Annotated in this window: 20 protein-coding genes; 11 read left to right on the forward strand and 9 right to left on the reverse strand. The window is 40.6% G+C overall.

Going from position 1 to position 16946, the window contains the following annotated elements; translation table 11 throughout:
* Window positions 1–146 precede the first annotated feature (146 nt).
* Window positions 147–2072 (reverse strand): molecular chaperone DnaK, encoded by a 1926-nt coding sequence (gene dnaK, locus ACE1CI_RS11865; RefSeq protein ID WP_413261779.1) that lies wholly within the window; start codon window positions 2070–2072, stop codon window positions 147–149.
* 423 nt (window positions 2073–2495) lie between these two features.
* Here dnaK and ACE1CI_RS11870 point away from each other — a divergent pair, with 423 nt between their 5' ends.
* Window positions 2496–2693 (forward strand): hypothetical protein, encoded by a 198-nt coding sequence (locus tag ACE1CI_RS11870; protein WP_413261780.1) that lies wholly within the window; start codon window positions 2496–2498, stop codon window positions 2691–2693.
* Between the two features lie 18 nt (window positions 2694–2711).
* A complete protein-coding gene (locus tag ACE1CI_RS11875) occupies window positions 2712–3224 on the forward strand; it encodes a hypothetical protein (protein ID WP_413261781.1) in 513 nt (170 codons plus the stop codon).
* An 83-nt stretch (window positions 3225–3307) separates the two neighbouring features.
* On the opposite strand, the gene ACE1CI_RS11880 is transcribed toward ACE1CI_RS11875, so the two are convergent.
* The 3 genes from ACE1CI_RS11880 to ACE1CI_RS11890 all read right to left on the reverse strand — a co-directional run bounded on the left by ACE1CI_RS11880 (window position 3308) and on the right by ACE1CI_RS11890 (window position 4476).
* A complete protein-coding gene (locus tag ACE1CI_RS11880; protein WP_413261782.1) occupies window positions 3308–3607 on the reverse strand; it encodes a type II toxin-antitoxin system RelE/ParE family toxin in 300 nt (99 codons plus the stop codon).
* On the reverse strand, window positions 3604–3870 hold the full coding sequence (locus tag ACE1CI_RS11885; RefSeq protein WP_413256851.1) for a ribbon-helix-helix domain-containing protein: 267 nt from the start codon (window positions 3868–3870) through the stop codon (window positions 3604–3606). The genes ACE1CI_RS11880 and ACE1CI_RS11885 overlap by 4 nt, the downstream gene beginning before the upstream one ends.
* Before the next feature lie 168 nt (window positions 3871–4038).
* The gene (locus tag ACE1CI_RS11890) at window positions 4039–4476 is read right to left on the reverse strand and encodes a PAN/Apple domain-containing protein (RefSeq protein ID WP_413261783.1); all 438 of its coding nucleotides are present in this window, start codon (window positions 4474–4476) and stop codon (window positions 4039–4041) included.
* Window positions 4477–4709: 233 nt separating this feature from the next.
* Here ACE1CI_RS11890 and ACE1CI_RS11895 point away from each other — a divergent pair, with 233 nt between their 5' ends.
* Window positions 4710–5228, forward strand: a complete 519-nt coding sequence (locus tag ACE1CI_RS11895; RefSeq protein ID WP_413261810.1) for a helix-turn-helix domain-containing protein — start codon at window positions 4710–4712, stop codon at window positions 5226–5228.
* Between the two features lie 31 nt (window positions 5229–5259).
* Here ACE1CI_RS11895 and ACE1CI_RS11900 read toward each other — a convergent pair whose 3' ends face one another.
* Window positions 5260–5625, reverse strand: a complete 366-nt coding sequence (locus tag ACE1CI_RS11900; protein WP_459563989.1) for a type II toxin-antitoxin system RelE/ParE family toxin — start codon at window positions 5623–5625, stop codon at window positions 5260–5262.
* Window positions 5618–5863, reverse strand: coding sequence for a type II toxin-antitoxin system RelN family antitoxin (locus tag ACE1CI_RS11905; protein ID WP_413261785.1), 246 nt, complete (start codon window positions 5861–5863; stop codon window positions 5618–5620). Before ACE1CI_RS11905 ends, ACE1CI_RS11900 begins: the two co-directional genes overlap by 8 nt.
* A 547-nt stretch (window positions 5864–6410) precedes the next feature.
* Here ACE1CI_RS11905 and ACE1CI_RS11910 point away from each other — a divergent pair.
* From ACE1CI_RS11910 to ACE1CI_RS11935, 6 genes are all read left to right on the forward strand, one after another.
* A complete protein-coding gene (locus tag ACE1CI_RS11910) occupies window positions 6411–7121 on the forward strand; it encodes a choice-of-anchor K domain-containing protein (protein ID WP_413261786.1) in 711 nt (236 codons plus the stop codon).
* Between the two features lie 669 nt (window positions 7122–7790).
* Window positions 7791–8441, forward strand: coding sequence for a DVUA0089 family protein (locus ACE1CI_RS11915; RefSeq protein WP_413261787.1), 651 nt, complete (start codon window positions 7791–7793; stop codon window positions 8439–8441).
* A 225-nt stretch (window positions 8442–8666) separates the two neighbouring features.
* The gene (locus ACE1CI_RS11920; RefSeq protein WP_496615423.1) at window positions 8667–9449 is read left to right on the forward strand and encodes an NHL repeat-containing protein; all 783 of its coding nucleotides are present in this window, start codon (window positions 8667–8669) and stop codon (window positions 9447–9449) included.
* Window positions 9450–9650: 201 nt separating this feature from the next.
* The gene (gene atpD, locus ACE1CI_RS11925) at window positions 9651–11102 is read left to right on the forward strand and encodes a F0F1 ATP synthase subunit beta (RefSeq protein ID WP_413261789.1); all 1452 of its coding nucleotides are present in this window, start codon (window positions 9651–9653) and stop codon (window positions 11100–11102) included.
* An 80-nt stretch (window positions 11103–11182) separates the two neighbouring features.
* A complete protein-coding gene (atpC, locus tag ACE1CI_RS11930; RefSeq protein ID WP_413261790.1) occupies window positions 11183–11599 on the forward strand; it encodes an ATP synthase F1 subunit epsilon in 417 nt (138 codons plus the stop codon).
* A 329-nt stretch (window positions 11600–11928) separates the two neighbouring features.
* Complete coding sequence (locus ACE1CI_RS11935; RefSeq protein WP_413261791.1) at window positions 11929–12078, forward strand: hypothetical protein; 150 nt, start codon at window positions 11929–11931, stop codon at window positions 12076–12078.
* 70 nt (window positions 12079–12148) lie between these two features.
* Here ACE1CI_RS11935 and ACE1CI_RS11940 read toward each other — a convergent pair whose 3' ends face one another.
* Window positions 12149–12871, reverse strand: a complete 723-nt coding sequence (locus ACE1CI_RS11940; RefSeq protein WP_413261792.1) for an SGNH/GDSL hydrolase family protein — start codon at window positions 12869–12871, stop codon at window positions 12149–12151.
* Between the two features lie 154 nt (window positions 12872–13025).
* Here ACE1CI_RS11940 and ACE1CI_RS11945 point away from each other — a divergent pair, with 154 nt between their 5' ends.
* Window positions 13026–13577: a siphovirus Gp157 family protein gene (locus tag ACE1CI_RS11945; RefSeq protein ID WP_413261793.1), complete on the forward strand. Its 552-nt coding sequence runs from the start codon at window positions 13026–13028 to the stop codon at window positions 13575–13577.
* A 32-nt stretch (window positions 13578–13609) separates the two neighbouring features.
* On the opposite strand, the gene ACE1CI_RS11950 is transcribed toward ACE1CI_RS11945, so the two are convergent.
* Window positions 13610–13963: a late competence development ComFB family protein gene (locus tag ACE1CI_RS11950; protein ID WP_413261794.1), complete on the reverse strand. Its 354-nt coding sequence runs from the start codon at window positions 13961–13963 to the stop codon at window positions 13610–13612.
* Between the two features lie 312 nt (window positions 13964–14275).
* Complete coding sequence (locus ACE1CI_RS11955; protein WP_496615424.1) at window positions 14276–14614, reverse strand: late competence development ComFB family protein; 339 nt, start codon at window positions 14612–14614, stop codon at window positions 14276–14278.
* Window positions 14615–15128: 514 nt separating this feature from the next.
* Between ACE1CI_RS11955 and ACE1CI_RS11960 the strand changes: the two genes are divergently transcribed.
* The gene (locus ACE1CI_RS11960; RefSeq protein WP_496615425.1) at window positions 15129–16790 is read left to right on the forward strand and encodes an EamA family transporter; all 1662 of its coding nucleotides are present in this window, start codon (window positions 15129–15131) and stop codon (window positions 16788–16790) included.
* Window positions 16791–16946: the final 156 nt, after the last annotated feature.

A 16946-nucleotide genomic window follows, 5' to 3' on the forward strand; every position in this document is an offset into this window, starting at 1 on the left:
TCTTTCTTTGGTGCTATAAAATCTGACCGCAAAGCAAAAAGGTTGATAACGAGCATTTTAGCTACCATTATCAACCTTTTTTTTATTAGTTAAGTAATAGATAGTGGTAATTTCCCATTACCAACTACCTACTACCCACTACCACCTTACTTAGTTTCCGAAAATTCAGCGTCGATTACATCATCGCCACCGCCGGAAGTTCCGGTAGAACTATCGCCACCAGGAGCAGCACCAGTACCGTCGCCACTAGGAGCAGCACCACCAGCTTGCTGATAGATATTGCTACCGATGCTGTACAGAGTTTGTTGTACTTCTGGCATCAATTTCTTGATTTGTTCGTCGTCTTCTTTCGCAACTGCATCTTTCAAGTCTTTAATTAAACCTTCCAGTTTAGACTTGTCAGCAGCGGGTACTTTGTCACCCAATTCTCCAAGTTGTTTTTCAGCTTGGTATGCTAAAGAATCGGCTTGGTTTTTGCGATCGATCTTCTCACGACGTTCCTTATCAGCAGAAGCATTTTGTTCAGCTTGTTTCACCATCTTTTCTACTTCATCTTTCGGTAAAGTAGAAGCGCCAGTGATGCTGATCGATTGAGCTTTACCAGTACCTTTATCCTTCGCAGTTACGTTCAAGATACCGTTAGCATCGATGTCGAAAATAACTTCGATTTGGGGAACACCACGAGGCGCTGGCGGAATACCATCTAAGCGGAAAGTACCCAGACTCTTGTTGTCGTTGGACATTTCCCGTTCCCCTTGGAGAACGTGAATTTCTACGTTAGTTTGTCCATCAACCGCAGTGGAGAACACTTCCGACTTCTTGGTAGGAATAGTAGTGTTGCGAGTGATAATCTTGGTCATTACACCACCAAGAGTTTCCACACCCAGAGACAGCGGAGTTACGTCTAGCAACAAGATACCGGAAGCACCAGCATCGCCTGAAAGTACACCAGCTTGAATCGCTGCACCAACTGCTACTACTTCATCAGGGTTAACGCTTTGGTTAGGTTCTTTACCCAACAACCGTCTCACCACTTCTTGCACAGCGGGGATACGAGTAGAACCACCAACTAGCACTACTTCATCGATCGCAGATTTGTCAATCTTGGCATCGCGAATTGCAGTTTCTACTGGAATGCGGCTGCGATCGATCAAATCAGAGCAAAGTTCCTCAAATTTCGCCCGTGTTAACGTCATTTCTAAGTGTTTCGGGCCATCTTGAGTCGCAGTGATGAAAGGCAGGTTGATTTCCGCTTGAGTCACGCTGGACAATTCAATTTTCGCCTTTTCTGCTGCTTCTGTCAGACGTTGCAAAGCTTGCTTGTCTTTGCGAAGATCGATACCTTCATCTTTGCGGAATGCTTCCGCTAAATAATCAACGATTTTCTTGTCGAAGTCGTCGCCACCCAGGTGAGTATCACCAGAAGTCGCCAACACTTCAAACACACCATCGCCAATTTCTAGGATGGAAACGTCGAAAGTACCACCACCCAAGTCAAATACCAGAATGGTTTCGTTAGCTTTCTTATCCAAACCGTAAGCTAAGGATGCAGCGGTAGGTTCGTTGATGATCCGCAGAACTTCAATCCCTGCAATCTTACCAGCGTCTTTAGTCGCTTGACGTTGGGAGTCGTTAAAGTAAGCAGGTACGGTAATTACAGCTTGAGTAACTGTTTCACCCAGATATTTGCTAGCGTCATCTACCAGCTTGCGAAGAACTTGTGCGGAGATTTCTTCGGGTGCAAACTGTTTGCCTTGTGCAGGACAATCTAATTTAACGTTTCCGTTGCCATCGCGCAGGACTTTATAGGAAACTTCTGTAGCTTCGTGAGTAATTTCTTCAAATTTACGTCCAATAAAGCGCTTCACGGAATAGAACGTATTTTCTGGGTTCATTACCGCTTGGCGCTTGGCGATTTGTCCGACTAAGCGATCGCCATTTTTAGCATAAGCTACAACCGAAGGTGTAGTCCGAAAACCCTCTGCGTTGGCGATGACTGTGGGTTTACCACCTTCCATTACAGCCACACAGGAGTTAGTCGTACCTAAGTCAATTCCAACAACTTTTGCCATAAGAGTGTTCGGTTTCCAATCTAACTACAAAATTTACTAGGCTCGATTGATTAGTTAAATCGAGAGCAAGACAGCACTGCTAACTGCACCAACCGAGCCCTTTCACCAACTTTGTTCAACTTGTATATTGTTCTGCACAACACAGAACTCTTTTCTATACTCAGCGGCGATCGGGGTGATTATGAAGGCGAGGTTTCCGAACCTTTAAAGGACGGTTGCCTTTCGGGAGGTTTTTTCGTAGCTGCTTGGTGCTGCCACTAATCAATACTTTAAGCAATTCCACCCATTCCGCGATTGGTGCGAACCGTAATTAAATAGTTGTATTTGCCGTCTTTTTGCAGAAAGGCTCCAGGGCTCCAAGGCAGAAGGCTCCAAGGGAAGAAAGGCAGAATAATTATCTAAAATTTAGCGAATTTTACTAAAGTGGGTAAGAAAAAAGACATTCAGCAAGTGGAAGCAGTTGCCAGAGAGTTCAATATGAATGAATCAGAAAGAAGAGATTTTGGAGATTTTATCGAAGAAGAAAAAGCCGCAGGCAATGTAGGAACCAAAAATGAACGTGGTGATTTTACTTACCAAGAATTACAACAGAAAGCGCGTGAATTTTTAGGTATAATTTAGCTAGTTACAATTAGAATTATGACTCCTAATTTAGTTCGTGAAGTAACCAAATTAACAGATATAAGGGAAATAGCAGAGATTACAATGAAGGTTTTTTTGCAAATCTGCTGGAAAGCAACCCTAACTTATGGAGATGAATTAAGCCTTCATATTGGCGCGAAGATTCCTTACTCACAAAAATCGATGGCTGGTAAAGAAAAAGGTGAGTGGATAGTAGGTACGAGAGGAACTCCTTGGCAACTTAAATCAGAAGGGGAAACGATCGCTAATTCTGAAGAAGATGCGGAAAATATTAGAGAGAAAATTAGAGCGATCGAGAACAATCATATTAGTTGGTTTGTCCCTACTCCAGAGTTAGGTTTTAATATGGGTTTTTCTAATGGATATGAATTGATACTTATCCCAGAAATTGAAGATGATTCTGGTTTACCATATTGGGAAATGTTTACTCCCGAAGCTATGGTTCTCAAAGTTGGGCCAAATGCTATATGGTCTTATACTTCAGTTTTGCATACAAGTGTAAGTAGTTAAATCTGCTATTACAGTTCAACTTCCTCTGATTTGATTGCTCGAATATAATTATTCTTCAGTCTATCATGCGACCTAAACGCGATTTAGTTTGACTCTTCAAAAAGAGACGAAAAGTTACGACGACCACTCACAACTCGCAAAATCTCAATACCATCACTCAGGACTCTGTAAAAAACAATATAACCTTCAAGGGACAATCCGCGAAGGTCTGGACGAATTTGTGCGTAGCTTTTCCCGCTATTTGGGAAAGCAACAAGTTGTTGACACTTGCGGTTAAATTCCCGGAAAAATCGCTCCCCTGCTTCTAGATTGTTTTCCGCAAAATAGTCAGCGATCGCGCTAAGATCTTCGCTAGCGAGAATGTTGATAACGTAGCGGCTCATTTTTGTGTCTGACGTGCTTGTTGGAACCGTTCTAGAACTTGGCTGACAAAAGTTTCGCCGTCAATGGGTGGTGTTTGATCTGAAACTGAGATTGCGGCATCAATTTTTTCTCGCACATCTTCAGTCCAGGCGGTATCGGCGCGATCGTATTCATCCAACAATCGCAAGGCAATTTCTAGGATTTCTTGAGCCGATCGGTATTTCCCAGCTTGCAGCTTACTTTGAATAAAACGTTCTTGTTCAGCAGTGAGACTGATACTCATTTAAATACAAAAACTTTCTAGAAGTCGTCTCTATCATATCTCAAGAAGAAAGCAGGGCGTTAACATTCCCAAAATTCAGGCGTTGTAAAATGCTTTAAATCTGGCGGCATTTTCCTTATTTTGAGTAACTCAATATAATAAAATCATGGACTTATACAGCTAGTCTTACTACTTTAATAACTTTTTTCCAGATGTACAACAGGTGTTGGCATTTGCAGAACTTATCTTATCCTTTAGATAGCAGTAAGACCCTTTAATACCAGGCGCATCACTACGCTTGTCATATGTGTACGCAACACAACTTGTATTTTTTTCACATCTCTTTGAACATTCATCAGCATTTTCTACTGGGAAGTTAGCAAGATCACCACCATAAAAGTCTGTATCTTCCAACCTAGTCATTTCTACACGCTTAAATGAATTGGCAAAAGGGTTACGGTCTCCCATTGCTATTAGGAGAAGAGCAAGTCCCAATAAAATTGCTATCCCGCGCAAATATGGGTTTGAAATCTTTGTTGTTACCTCAGCACCAAGCATCTTAAAATTGCCCCCCACGATGCCAATAAAAATCAAAACTGCTCCAACAACTAATAAGGTCTGCTCCATAATATACCTCAATAAAAATTTGCACCCTTGTTAAGAGCACTTTATTTCATTATTTGGTAGGCGTTTGAGCCAATTAACTGCAAATTTTACATTGCTATTCAACAACTGAAAAGCCCAAAAAGTTGGAAAAAGTTGGATCTTTCTCAAAGTTTGAAATGCCAACCGGAAAAAAAAGTTGCAAAAAGTGGGAAAAAGTTGGTTATAGTAACCATAGTTACTCAATCTATCCACCTATGGACATTCCTCAATTATTGCAATTTGTTGATGAAGCTGTCTATGCCAAAACAAACAAACATTTAAATGACTTGCAACGGAGGATTATCACAGGGATACTAAATGGTCAAAAGTATGCTGATGTTTCTGAAACTTATGGTTATAGCGCCCAGCACGTTAAAAAATCCAGCCACGAACTTTTGCAAATGTTATCTGAGGTCTTAGGAGAAAAAGTTAATAAAAGTAATCTTGAATCTGTGTTAGAACGGCAAATAAATGTAAATATAACTTTTGGTAATAAAAACACTCGCAATAAAAACGCTGTAAATATAGGCTCCATCAAAAGTTGCCCTGTTCCCTCGATTCCCATTTCAGAAAAAAGTGATTGTGAAACTACTAATTTTCAGCAACAAACCCAGAATCAAACTAAGATTGAAACAATAGAGAAATTACGTAATTTTGGCTTAAGCGACGAGCAAATTGCAGAAGCGTTAGACATACCTTTGGATGTAGTTAATCAGATTGACTTGGATGAGTGAATCTGCCAATATTTCAACTAAATTACTTATTTTATTCATCTTCAACGACACGCTGTTCATACTCGGAAATAATGTTCGTAATTTCATCTGCTGCAATATCTACTTGTTCAGATTTGGTATAAATAGTCAGCAGAACTATACCTTTTGCTGTTTTGACATAATAAATCAGACGATAACCACCACTTTTACCCTTTTGAATGTCGCTATTTCTGACTCTCAGTTTAAAGACTTCATAACCAATCCCAGATATTTTATCTCCTGGCAATTCCCCCTGTTCAAGTTGTTCGATTACGGGTTGTATATCGTTACGAATACTGCGATATTTTTTGGCAAGGTTGCGTAAATTACGCTTGAATGTTGGTGCAAATTCAACTTGAATAAAAGGTAGATCAGACATCATCAATACCTTCCCAAAGTTGGGCGACTGGAATAGTTTGTCCGGTCATTGCTTCCTGCCAAGCTTGACGGAAATCTGCTAAAATTTCTTCTTTGGATCGATCGTCCTCATTTATTTCTTCTGCTTCAGGAATTAGGACAATTACTTCAACGCGACTATTTTTATCTGTGATAATAGGGCGATCTAAAGTAATTTGCCCCTCTTCATTGATAGTAGCCATAACTTTAATTGCTTTCATTGCTCCTCCAAATCAGTTTTCAGGTATGAATATGAATAATTTATTCATTATATTTTGGATCTGACACGCTGGCTGAAACCGTTCTAGAACTTGGCTGACAAAAGTTTCGCCTATAGCATCTACTATCTGGGCTTACCAAGTAACTCTTAATCTATTCTTAATTTGATTATGCTATCTAAATGCGATCGCATGGAAGCCCATCAATTGAAAAAAACTCCGCAATTAAGGGCTTTACGCTCTTGGTAGCTGACTGTAGGGTGCGTTAATGCAACATGACGCACCATTCCTGTTATAATCCGGTTTTGTGCAAAAGTAGAGCAAGAGATCGATCGCCAAAAGTAAACTTAACAAGCAAATCTTTCATTGCCTAGTTTGTCCCACTCTTGAACACACCAACCAAACTGATAATTAAGCTAGAAATAGTATATTTACTTAGCCATTAATTCCCCAAACTGACGGGAATTATAACAGAAACAACTAAAAAACTGCTGAATGTCAGTGATAAATTCATCGAATTTTATATAGAGTCGCTGCTTGTTCTGCTGGATTGTTAGCTGCTACAGTATCATTAACGTTAGCTAGCCAAGCTCAAGCAATTACCTTCTCTGGCAGTTCCTCTGGTGAATGGGGATTGCCTGCTAATCCTTCTGGAAGTACTGTTATTTCAAGTCAAAATGGTGGGACAAACAATCGTCTTTCTTGGGGGCGGATAGATTCATGTGGGGGGGGTTGTACACCATTCAATAATTACGTTCAATATGACAATGTAAGTTTTAACGCCGAAGTAGATACTCTGTTTAATATCGGCAATTTCAGTTACCGCAATGGCTCTACCTGGGATGCTTTCAATGGTGACTTTCCTCTAAACTTATCTCTATCTTTGACCAATCCTTTCAGCAGTAGCAGGGATTTTAACTTCTTGTTCAATATCTTTAACACGCCGAATGTTACTGGCAATGCGGTTCTGGATGGTGACAGGCTACGTTTTTCTACTGCTGGGCTCTCCAATGAAACTTTTAACTACGATGGTGTAGATTATACTCTGGAGTTAGTTGGTTTTTCTTCGGATGGTGGTCGGACGATCGTCAGTGAGTTTAACTCTCCAGAAGGTTCTATTGCTACAGCATCCTTGTACGGTAAAATTACAGCTTTTACGCCACCAACACAGCAAAGTGTTCCTGAGCCTGGAACTATAATTGCTCTGTCTGCGTTAGGTATTTACTCTGTTTTCCGTTATCGGACTCAGAAAGCTCATTAAGTTAGAGCTTGACTAATCATCAGTTTTCATCAATGTCAACTAAGATGCACCGTATCTTTCCTGGGAAAGTACGGCTATTTTTTTATTGCTATTGGTTTAAATTGGGATAATTACGTAGGACTTGCCAACTTCAAAGCTGACCAAATTAATTTTACAAATTGACTACATACTTTCCCGGAAAAATTTGGTTAAAATTCTCAGTATAATTTCAGATTAATTCCTATATAATCAGTGAATACTCTCAAAAATATTCCGGCTTTTAGCCCACAATAAATTCTCATTTAAAAAGGGGAATAATACCAATCATTTATTTAAAAATCAACTGTATAAATGTATATTTCATAGAAAAATTACAAGTGTTTATTGTGAGTGATAAAGCTGGAAACTCTTAATACAGAAGAGTTTTATGCGAATTATGATTCCTTTATAAACGTCAATACTTAATCTGCTGTATATTTTTTCAATAAAGATTAGCTGAAAAGGATGACACTGCTTGTAGGGGTATGGCAATCTGTTTTTAGTGATGAATTCAGATGAGTGCAACGCTACCACAATAAGAAAGTTTTAAAAATATTGATGGGTAGTTTCTACCAATACAAAAGTTATCACGCATCGGCCTTCTAGATTATCACCACTGTCAACCTTTACTCGTTTGGAGAAATTGAAAAAATGGCTATTTCAACTATGATGAAAAAGTTATCTATGGCTACCGCAGGTGCAGCAGTTGTTGCTTTGGGAGTAGTTGGTTCAGCTCAGGCTGCTACTTTTAGGGAATCTGGTGATGCAGGTCAGACTTTAGATACTGCCCAAAATGTTGGTGGAGGAATTACGCAGATTCTTGGTAATTATCAAAATAGTAACGCCGATCTTTTTAGCTTCTTGTGGAACGGTGGGGCATTTTCTGCTACAGCAAGTGCATCCTTTGACACTCAGCTATTTTTGTTTAATTCTGAAGGGCGAGGTGTAATTGCTAACGATGACGATATTTCTATTGGAGGTGGATCTCGGATTGCAACAACATTGTCACAAGGTCTATATTATCTAGGTATTTCAGGATATAATAACGACCCGGTTTCCAGAGGAGGAAGCATCTTCACAGATAATTGGTCTGGTGTGCAAACACCCACAGGATCAGGAGGTGCTTCTCCCCTGAGCGGCTGGACTGGTGGTGGAAGCAACGGCTCTTATCAGATAAATATTTCTGAGACGGCGAGTGTTCCTGAACCTGCTTCTACTTTAGGCTTGTTGGTGTTAGGTAGTCTAGGTGCAGGTTCGATGCTCAAGCGCAAACAGCAACAGAAAGCAACAGTAAAGGCATAATCCAATAACCTAAACCAATTCATCATCAGAAGGTTTAGGCTAACAGTTGCAACAAACCTGTCAAACTAATTAAAGTAGAATCCGTGTTTTCCCTGGAGAAAGCGCGGCTATTTTTTTATGGGGATGATTTGGTTGGGGTGTTTTTTGGGGCGATCCTCCTTCCCTGGATCTTCCCGATCGCGAACTTTGATGTGGTCAGTACGGAAATATACGGTGGCAAAATCTATGACTGCACTAAAACATTTATCAACAATTGTTGTAGGAACCGCAGTTTTTTTTGGTTCATCAAATATAGCTGAAGCAGGGTCGTTTTATGTTTCCACCAGTAGGGGACAAGTGGGAACTGTAGATCAATCTACGGGAGTGTTTACCCAGATTGGAAACGGCACAGGCCCCGCATTCACTGATATAGCTTTATCTAATGAAGGAAATCTTTTCGGTGTCACTGACAATAATTTATACAGTATCGAGAAAAATTCTGGGGTATCTTCTAACATCGGTTCCCTTGGGTTTTTTATGAATGGTTTAGGATTTAATACTAGTAACGAACTCTACGGGACTGGCGATTCAGGTTTCTATAAAATTAATCTGGCTACGGGTGCTGCATCTCTGGTGGCTAGTATCGCAGGTTTCAATAGCAGTGGTGATTTAGTTTACGATCGGCAAGCTAACAGATTTTTAGCTACATCAGGCGAACAGGGTAGCGATAGTTTATGGTCGATCGATCTCAACGGTGCTGCTACCAAGATTGGTAAGATTGGTTTCTTAGAAGTCTATGGCTTGGCTTTTGATGACGAAGGAAGTTTATTCGGCTATACATCTGACCGAAAACAAATAGCGATCGATTTAACCACAGGAACAGGTACTTTAAAACAAAACGTGACTGGACTAAACTCTCTGATCTGGGGTGCCGCTTCCCTACCATCATCGGGCCCAAAAACTTCGGTTCCAGAACCCAGTTCGGTGTTAAGTTTGCTAGGAATTGCTGGCTTGGTAGCGTCTCGCTGAAGCAGCGGCAAAAGGCAAAGCTAGGTTAATTCAACAGACACATCTAATATCTAAATCAGACAAATATCCATAAAGATGTCGTGTTTACCCAGAGGTAGACACGACTGATTTTTTTAGCCAGGATCGATCGCGTTCAGTGGTACGCTAAAGAATGGCATTGCTAAATGTTAAGACAATTCCCTTATTGAGATAGGCGCAAGCATGGTAGCCACCACAGAAAAGACAAATAGCGGGCGGATTACCCAAATTATTGGTCCCGTTGTAGACGTTGAGTTCCCCAGCGGTAAAATGCCGCAAATTTACAACGCCTTGAAAATCGAAGGCAAGAACGAAGCAGGACAAGATGTGTCCGTAACTTGCGAAGTACAACAGTTGTTGGGCGACAACCAAGTACGCGCTGTTTCCATGAGTACTACCGACGGTTTAATTCGTGGTATGGAAGCAGTAGATACTGGCGCTCCCATCAGTGTACCCGTTGGTGCTGGTACTCTGGGTCGCATTTTCAACGTATTGGGCGAACCTGTAGACAACTTAGGCCCTGTAAATACTACAGAAACTTCTCCTATTCACCGGGAAGCACCCAAGCTGGTTGACTTAGAAACCTCTCCTTCGGTTTTTGAAACTGGCATCAAAGTTGTAGACTTGTTAGCACCTTATCGTCGGGGTGGCAAAATTGGTCTGTTCGGTGGTGCAGGTGTAGGCAAAACCGTAATTATTCAAGAACTGATTAACAACATCGCTAAAGCTCATGGTGGTGTGTCAGTGTTTGGTGGTGTGGGCGAACGCACCCGTGAAGGTAACGACCTTTACAATGAATTCAAAGAATCTGGCGTTATTAACGAAAAAAATATCGGCGAGTCTAAGGTAGCGCTGGTATATGGTCAGATGAACGAGCCACCAGGAGCTAGAATGCGGGTGGGCTTGAGCGCTCTGACTATGGCAGAATACTTCCGGGATGTGAACAAGCAAGACGTGCTACTGTTCATTGATAATATCTTCCGGTTTGTGCAAGCTGGTTCGGAAGTGTCGGCACTTTTGGGACGGATGCCTTCTGCGGTAGGATATCAGCCAACTCTGGCAACGGAAATGGGTGAGTTGCAAGAACGCATCACTTCTACTAAGGAAGGTTCGATTACTTCGATTCAAGCGGTTTACGTACCAGCAGACGACTTAACCGATCCCGCACCTGCAACTACCTTTGCTCACTTGGACGCGACTACGGTATTATCTCGTGGTTTGGCATCTAAGGGGATTTATCCGGCTGTAGATCCGCTGGATTCTACTTCTACTATGTTGCAACCTAGTGTTGTCGGTCAAGAGCATTACACAACTGCTCGTGCCGTGCAATCAACTCTACAACGTTACAAGGAATTGCAAGATATTATTGCGATTCTAGGTTTGGATGAGTTGTCTGAAGATGACCGTTTGACTGTAGCACGGGCACGCAAGATTGAGCGTTTCTTGTCTCAACCCTTCTTTGTGGCAGAAGTGTTTACTGGTTCTCCTGGTAAGTATGTGAAGTTGGAAGATACCATTAAGGGTTTCCAACGCATTCTTTCTGGTGAGTTGGATGAGTTACCGGAGCAAGCTTTCTACATGGTTGGTACCATCGAAGAAGCGATCGCAAAAGGCGAAAAACTCAAAGCTAAGTAATTAGGATCTAGGGCAGGGAAAAATTATCTCTGCCCCGATCGGCAAAATCGAAATTCTAAAATCTAAAATCGCAAATCGAAATGACTTTAAAAGTTCGTGTGATTGCACCAGATAAAACTGTCTGGGATTCTGAAGCTGACGAAATTATTCTGCCGAGCACTACTGGACAAATCGGTATTTTAAGTGGTCACGCTCCACTTTTGACAGCTTTGGATACGGGAGTAATGCGTGTGCGCCCGGATAAAAACTGGGTGGCGATCGCTCTGATGGGCGGTTTTGCCGAAGTGGAAAATGATGAGGTGACGATTTTGGTTAATGGCGCAGAACGCAGCGATTCTATCGATCTAGAAAAAGCTCGGACTGCCTACAACCAAGCTCAAGAACGCTTTAATCAAGTACAAAATAGCGAAAATCGTCAGGAAAAAATTCAGGCTACCCAAGCTTTGAAAAAAGCTCGCGCTCGTTTTCAAGCTGCTGGTGGTATGGTTCAAGTTTAAACTTAAATCAAACCGGGTAGGGTGTGTCAGAGGATCGTAGCGATCGCCAAAGTCTGACGCACCCTATAAACTAACTATAAATAAAATCTCAATCTACCGCTTTAATCTTGATACTAAGATCGAGGAAAAATATCGCTTTTATCGGAAAAGTTTTGGTGATTTAGCTGAGTGGAATTCATTAGATGGTGGTCACAAAGAGGCTAAATTAATTGATATTGCCAATTCCAATAATCCAACTGCTAAAACCATTTTTCGTTTAATACAAAATTGTGTTGTTTATCAATGTCTGAGCTATGGAATAAGAATGTTATTGGAGGCAGACCTAGTAGATGATTCGTTTACATATTATTGCCGAAGGTCAAACAGAAGAAGAATTTGTTAACTCTATTTTGGCAGAACATTTAGCAAATTTTGATATAGTAACTGATGTTCATTGTATTAAGTTGGTGCAAATAAATAAAGTGATAATAGTTAGATGAGGATGGTGCGGGCAGGATGCCAGCACCACAAGAGTTATAGCTTTTTTGTGGGGCTGGCATCCTGCCTGCCTTACTTAAGTTTTGTTAGTACTTTTGCTAGTTCTTTATTTAAAATTTCATATCCTTTTTCATTTAAGTGTAAAGTGTCTTTGTAGTAATTATTTTTCTGGGTTTGATTTAAAAGCGAATAGCTATCAAAAATTATCACGTTCGGCGCTGGCAAAGAAGATATGTAAGAGTTTACCTCGACAACAGCCCGATCGATATCTGAAGACCAAAATGGTTTTCTCACCAGTGGTATTTCTCCTGACGGAATGATAGTTGTCAGGATAACTGTAGCACCTAAAGAACGCGATCGCTTGACAATCTCCTGAATGTTTGCTTTACAATTGGCAACTATGGTGGAATGGCGATCGGGAAACAACGGAATTGTTTTTAAATCGTTAATCCCAACTTGAACAAGTATAATTTGCGGACGCAAGGGTACAACTTGTTTTTCAAAACGTCCCAATACTTGAGTAGAAGTTTGACCGGAAATCCCCCCATTTATAGCGGAAAAACCCTTTATTTCTGTGGGTAATGTCCATTCTTGCGCTCGCGAATCACCAAAAAATATTACTTTTGTTTGAGAATCATTACTCGCATCAACTTCTCTAGAATTGCTTTTAATATATTCCAAACCTAGCGGATCTAAGGTAGTTTGATTTAGTAGTAAGTAATAATGTCTCGCTGCTATAAACAAAATTATATTGAGCGCCACTGATGCAATCAAAGCACTTACAGATAAGAGCAAGACTAAATGAAAAAATTTGGGGGATTTTTGCATAATCTATAGTAACTTCAAGGAAAATTAAGCTGGTGTTTTTCCAGTGTAGTATTCATTTCATTATAATGATAATACTTGCTCGTCTGGCGGACTTCTGGATCTCATCAAAGGAGAGAAATCGATGGAAAGTAAAGCACCACCAACCGCACCAGTACAACGGCGAACTCTGTTCAATATTTCTGATGAAATCAGTGAGTTAAGCAGTTTACTTGATGAGATAGAAGATGATGATGTGGAAAGCGAACAGTTAATTACTAGTTGGTTGGAAAATTTGGGGTCAGAACGCGATCGCAAATTAGACAACTACGCCGCTTTAATTGCGGAATTGGAAGCCAAAGCAGAAGTGAGGAAAAAAGAAGCCCAAAGATTAGCCAAATTAGCTGCTAGTGATGAAAAAAAAGCGGCTATGCTCAAAGAAAGACTTAAATGGTTTTTTGAAGTCAATAAATTAAAAACAGTGGAAACTGCGCGTTATAAATTATCTTTAACCAAAAGTGGTGGTAAACAACCTTTAATTTTAGATGATGCTATTTCTCCAACTGATTTACCGCAAAAATTTCAAAAAATCCACGTCGAAGCAGATAAAATGGCAATTAGAGCCGCTTTAGAAGCAGGAGAGGAATTAGATTTTGCTCATTTAGGCGATCGGAGTTCCAGTCTGAGAATCCGATAATCTACCCATACTTTTTCATATTTCCTTGTCTGTCAAAAAAACTGACTATCTTGCATATAACGCCTGGTTGGCTCAACTTCTCCTCCTTTCAAAGGAGTGGAAACTTTCAGCGGATCAGCTTGTACTGCTACTAATGCTTGACGCACAGCTGTAGTAATTTGCTCTTTCAGTTTAGTTTTCGCCCGTTCTTGTTGCCAATGCCAACCCTCTTCACTGGTAGCGTATAATGCAGGCAACCGATTTAGGGCATAAGCTACAACTTGTATTGGATCGATATATTTGAGCATCTTTGGTGGTAACTGTTGTAACTGATGCTCCACTTCCTGTACTACCATTGGTTCAATCGCATTACGATAAACCAAGCTCTTACTTGTGATTCTTTTCATCGGAAAACACTTAAATTAGGAAATGCTCAACAGAGTAACGTGAGAATTTTGATGTGCAATCAAACTTTACACAACTAACACCCTGACACCCCTAATCTAAAAATTCATCGGGGCTTTTAACTAAGTCAATCTATCAAAATTTCTTGGCTCGCATCTTAACCTATTTTTCCGACACCAGTCAATTCTCTATCAACAAATTTTTATATTAATTATTATCTAGACAGAGAGTAGTCATAATATCTTTAGATTGAAACAAACAGTTTTTCATGAAATGTTAAACAACTATTGTTGCAAAAATCGGTTGCCCATCTTCTACCGCAATAAGTATTTTTTTTCCCCAGTGCGATGATTACCTTCTAAATTATCCGAAGCAATATCCAAGTTGCCACGCCTTTTTAAGGGAGTTGTCACTTTCAAAGGATCTTTTTGCACAGCAGCAAAACCTTGACGTACTGCCATGATAATCTGGTTTTTCAGTTCAGTTCTTGCTTTAAGCTGCTGCCTACGCCATCCCTCCTCGCTAGTAGCATACAGTGAAGGCAGACGATTTAGTGCATAAGCAACCACTTGCGCTGGATTGATGTATTTGGCAAGATGGGGTGGCAGTTTCTCTATTTTTCGTTCCACCTCTTCTATTACTATTGCTTCCAAAACATTAATGTAAGTTAATGATTGATTCCGTGAGGTTGACGAGACTGTTTTCCTCCCGAACAGCTGTTCAGGCTTCTGAGATACCGATCTGTAATTGTCTGAGTTAAACGTCTTCATACAGTAACTATTCTCCAATTACTCAGCAGCAGTATTTTTACTTAAAGTGATACTTACGTATTACTTCTGATCTTAGCTTATTGATTTTATTTGTACCCGTACTTATGCCAACTAATTTTAATATAACTAGAGAATTTGCAGATTTCTCTTAATACGAAAAATCCTCTAGCCTTCAGGGAAAAGTCTGATTGGCTTTTCCGAAAACAGAAAATTAGATCGGTTTTTTTTCTGTTAGCACATCATTATTTTTAAAACTAAAATCCTACAACTAACATAGTTGCCTTGCTCAGTAACTCATCAATTTGAGATATGAGAACCGTTAGGGTGTGACGGGGGTCTTCTAGGGGAAGACAGATAAATGTTATTTTATAGCCAATTGGCAAGAGGTTAGAAGCTAATGGCGCAATTGGAAAACCAAAGGCAAACTCAGGGTGAAGACAACCCGCAAACCGCAGAAGAATTTCTGAGGGTGTTGACAGAGCAACTGCAAGACATTAAACAAAGTCTATTACAGGAGTTGCAGCAGGAAGTCCAGAAGCTACAAAGTGAGAGGTCTAGCTTAAATACTGAGATGGAGCAGATGCGATCGGACTATCAACAGCAGACCGCACAACAGCGAGTTTGGACGCAGCAGCTGGCTCAGATATTGGCTACTGGGCTGCAAGAAGAGTTAAGACAACAGCAACTTAATTTTTTAGCAGCTAATGCTTCCGGGTCAAGTGACAACCAAGACGAAAACTCTTACCAGCTACTTGCTGCCCTAAATTCTACGTTAAGTTCCACTTTAAGGGCTCTACAACAAGAGATCGACAGTTATCAAAGTAACTTCTCCCAACAGTTAGGTCGGATGCAAACCTTAGAACAGCAAGGGGAAGCTATTTTAGAGGCCCTAGTAACTCGCATTCGGCTGCAACTTCAGGAAACCTACCGACCAGAGAGAACTTCTTCTGTACCCAGAGTTACACCTGGTCGTCGTTCAACGGCTTTGCCCGGTCGTAGTAGTCAGCAACAGCAACCACCCGCAGTTGACCCAGCACCAACTGCCCCAGCTACTCCTACGACACCATCTCCCCAAGCGACAAATTTTAAATTAGGAGTGGTTTTAGTTTTAATTTCTTCTTTGATGTTTTCCTTACAAAACATCGTTGTCAGGGTGCTATTAAGGGAGCAAAATATCTTTGGCTTATTTAAAGTTGGTGGGTTTATTACTCCAAGCCCTGGTAACTCTTTATTCATTTTGTTGTTGCGAATGATCCTAGTCGCGCCCATCATGGCTTTTGTCGTCGCACCATTGTTTTATAACAATACATGGCGAGATATCAAACATCTGGGGCAGAAAAGTCAGTTTGGTAGACTCTTAAGCGTGATTGTGAGTGGTTTTTTTCTGTTCCTATCCCAATTTTTTATCTATATTGCTTTAGGAAATATCCCCACAGGAGTAGCAACAACAATTTTCTTTGTTTATCCGACAATTACCATTTTGCTGTCTTGGCTTATCTTCCGCGACAAACCAACATTTTTACTAGTTTTGGCAACAATTTCTATTTACATAGGAGGTTTCCTCACTATTCCTAGCTTCACCGCCGGGGCGAAAGGTAATGTTGGTTTGGGAGTAACAACAGCTATTTGTTCTGGTCTGGTTTTTGCCGTGTACATTGTGTTGATTAAAGTCAGTCGGATGCACCCAATTCCCTTTAGTGTGGTTAACTTTACCACAATTTTGTTTTTATCTGCGAGCGTCCTCCCATTTTTTGGATATCAAGTTAAGCCGACGATGTGGACTAGCTTATTAATTGGTACCTTAGTGTTAGCTACTACCACCCTTTCTGGTTATCTGTTCACCAACATGGGTGTCCCGTTGATCGGCCCTGCTTTAGCTTCCGTAGTTAGTGCTAGTGGCCCTGCTTTAACAACCATCTTAGCTTTCTTGATTATCCAAGAAAATTTGCAACTTTACCAAATTCTTGGTGTGATCTTAGTAACAGTTTGGGTAATTGGTATTAGTGCCCAAAATTTAAAGCCCAAAAATCCCCCAACTCAACCTGCTGCAAATAAGTAAACTTGCAAAAATTTGAACTTTTACTATTAAGGACTGAGTGTTAATTCACTCAGTCCTTAACTTTTCAAATGTCGAGCGAGTTAATCTTCCCTATACAGCAGGTGCAGGGATGTTAGGCACGAGCAATCAATTGAGCATTTCAATCGATAATTAAAT

The organism is Floridaenema flaviceps BLCC-F50, assembly GCF_041929275.2.
Lineage (GTDB): Bacteria > Cyanobacteriota > Cyanobacteriia > Cyanobacteriales > Aerosakkonemataceae > Floridanema > Floridanema flaviceps.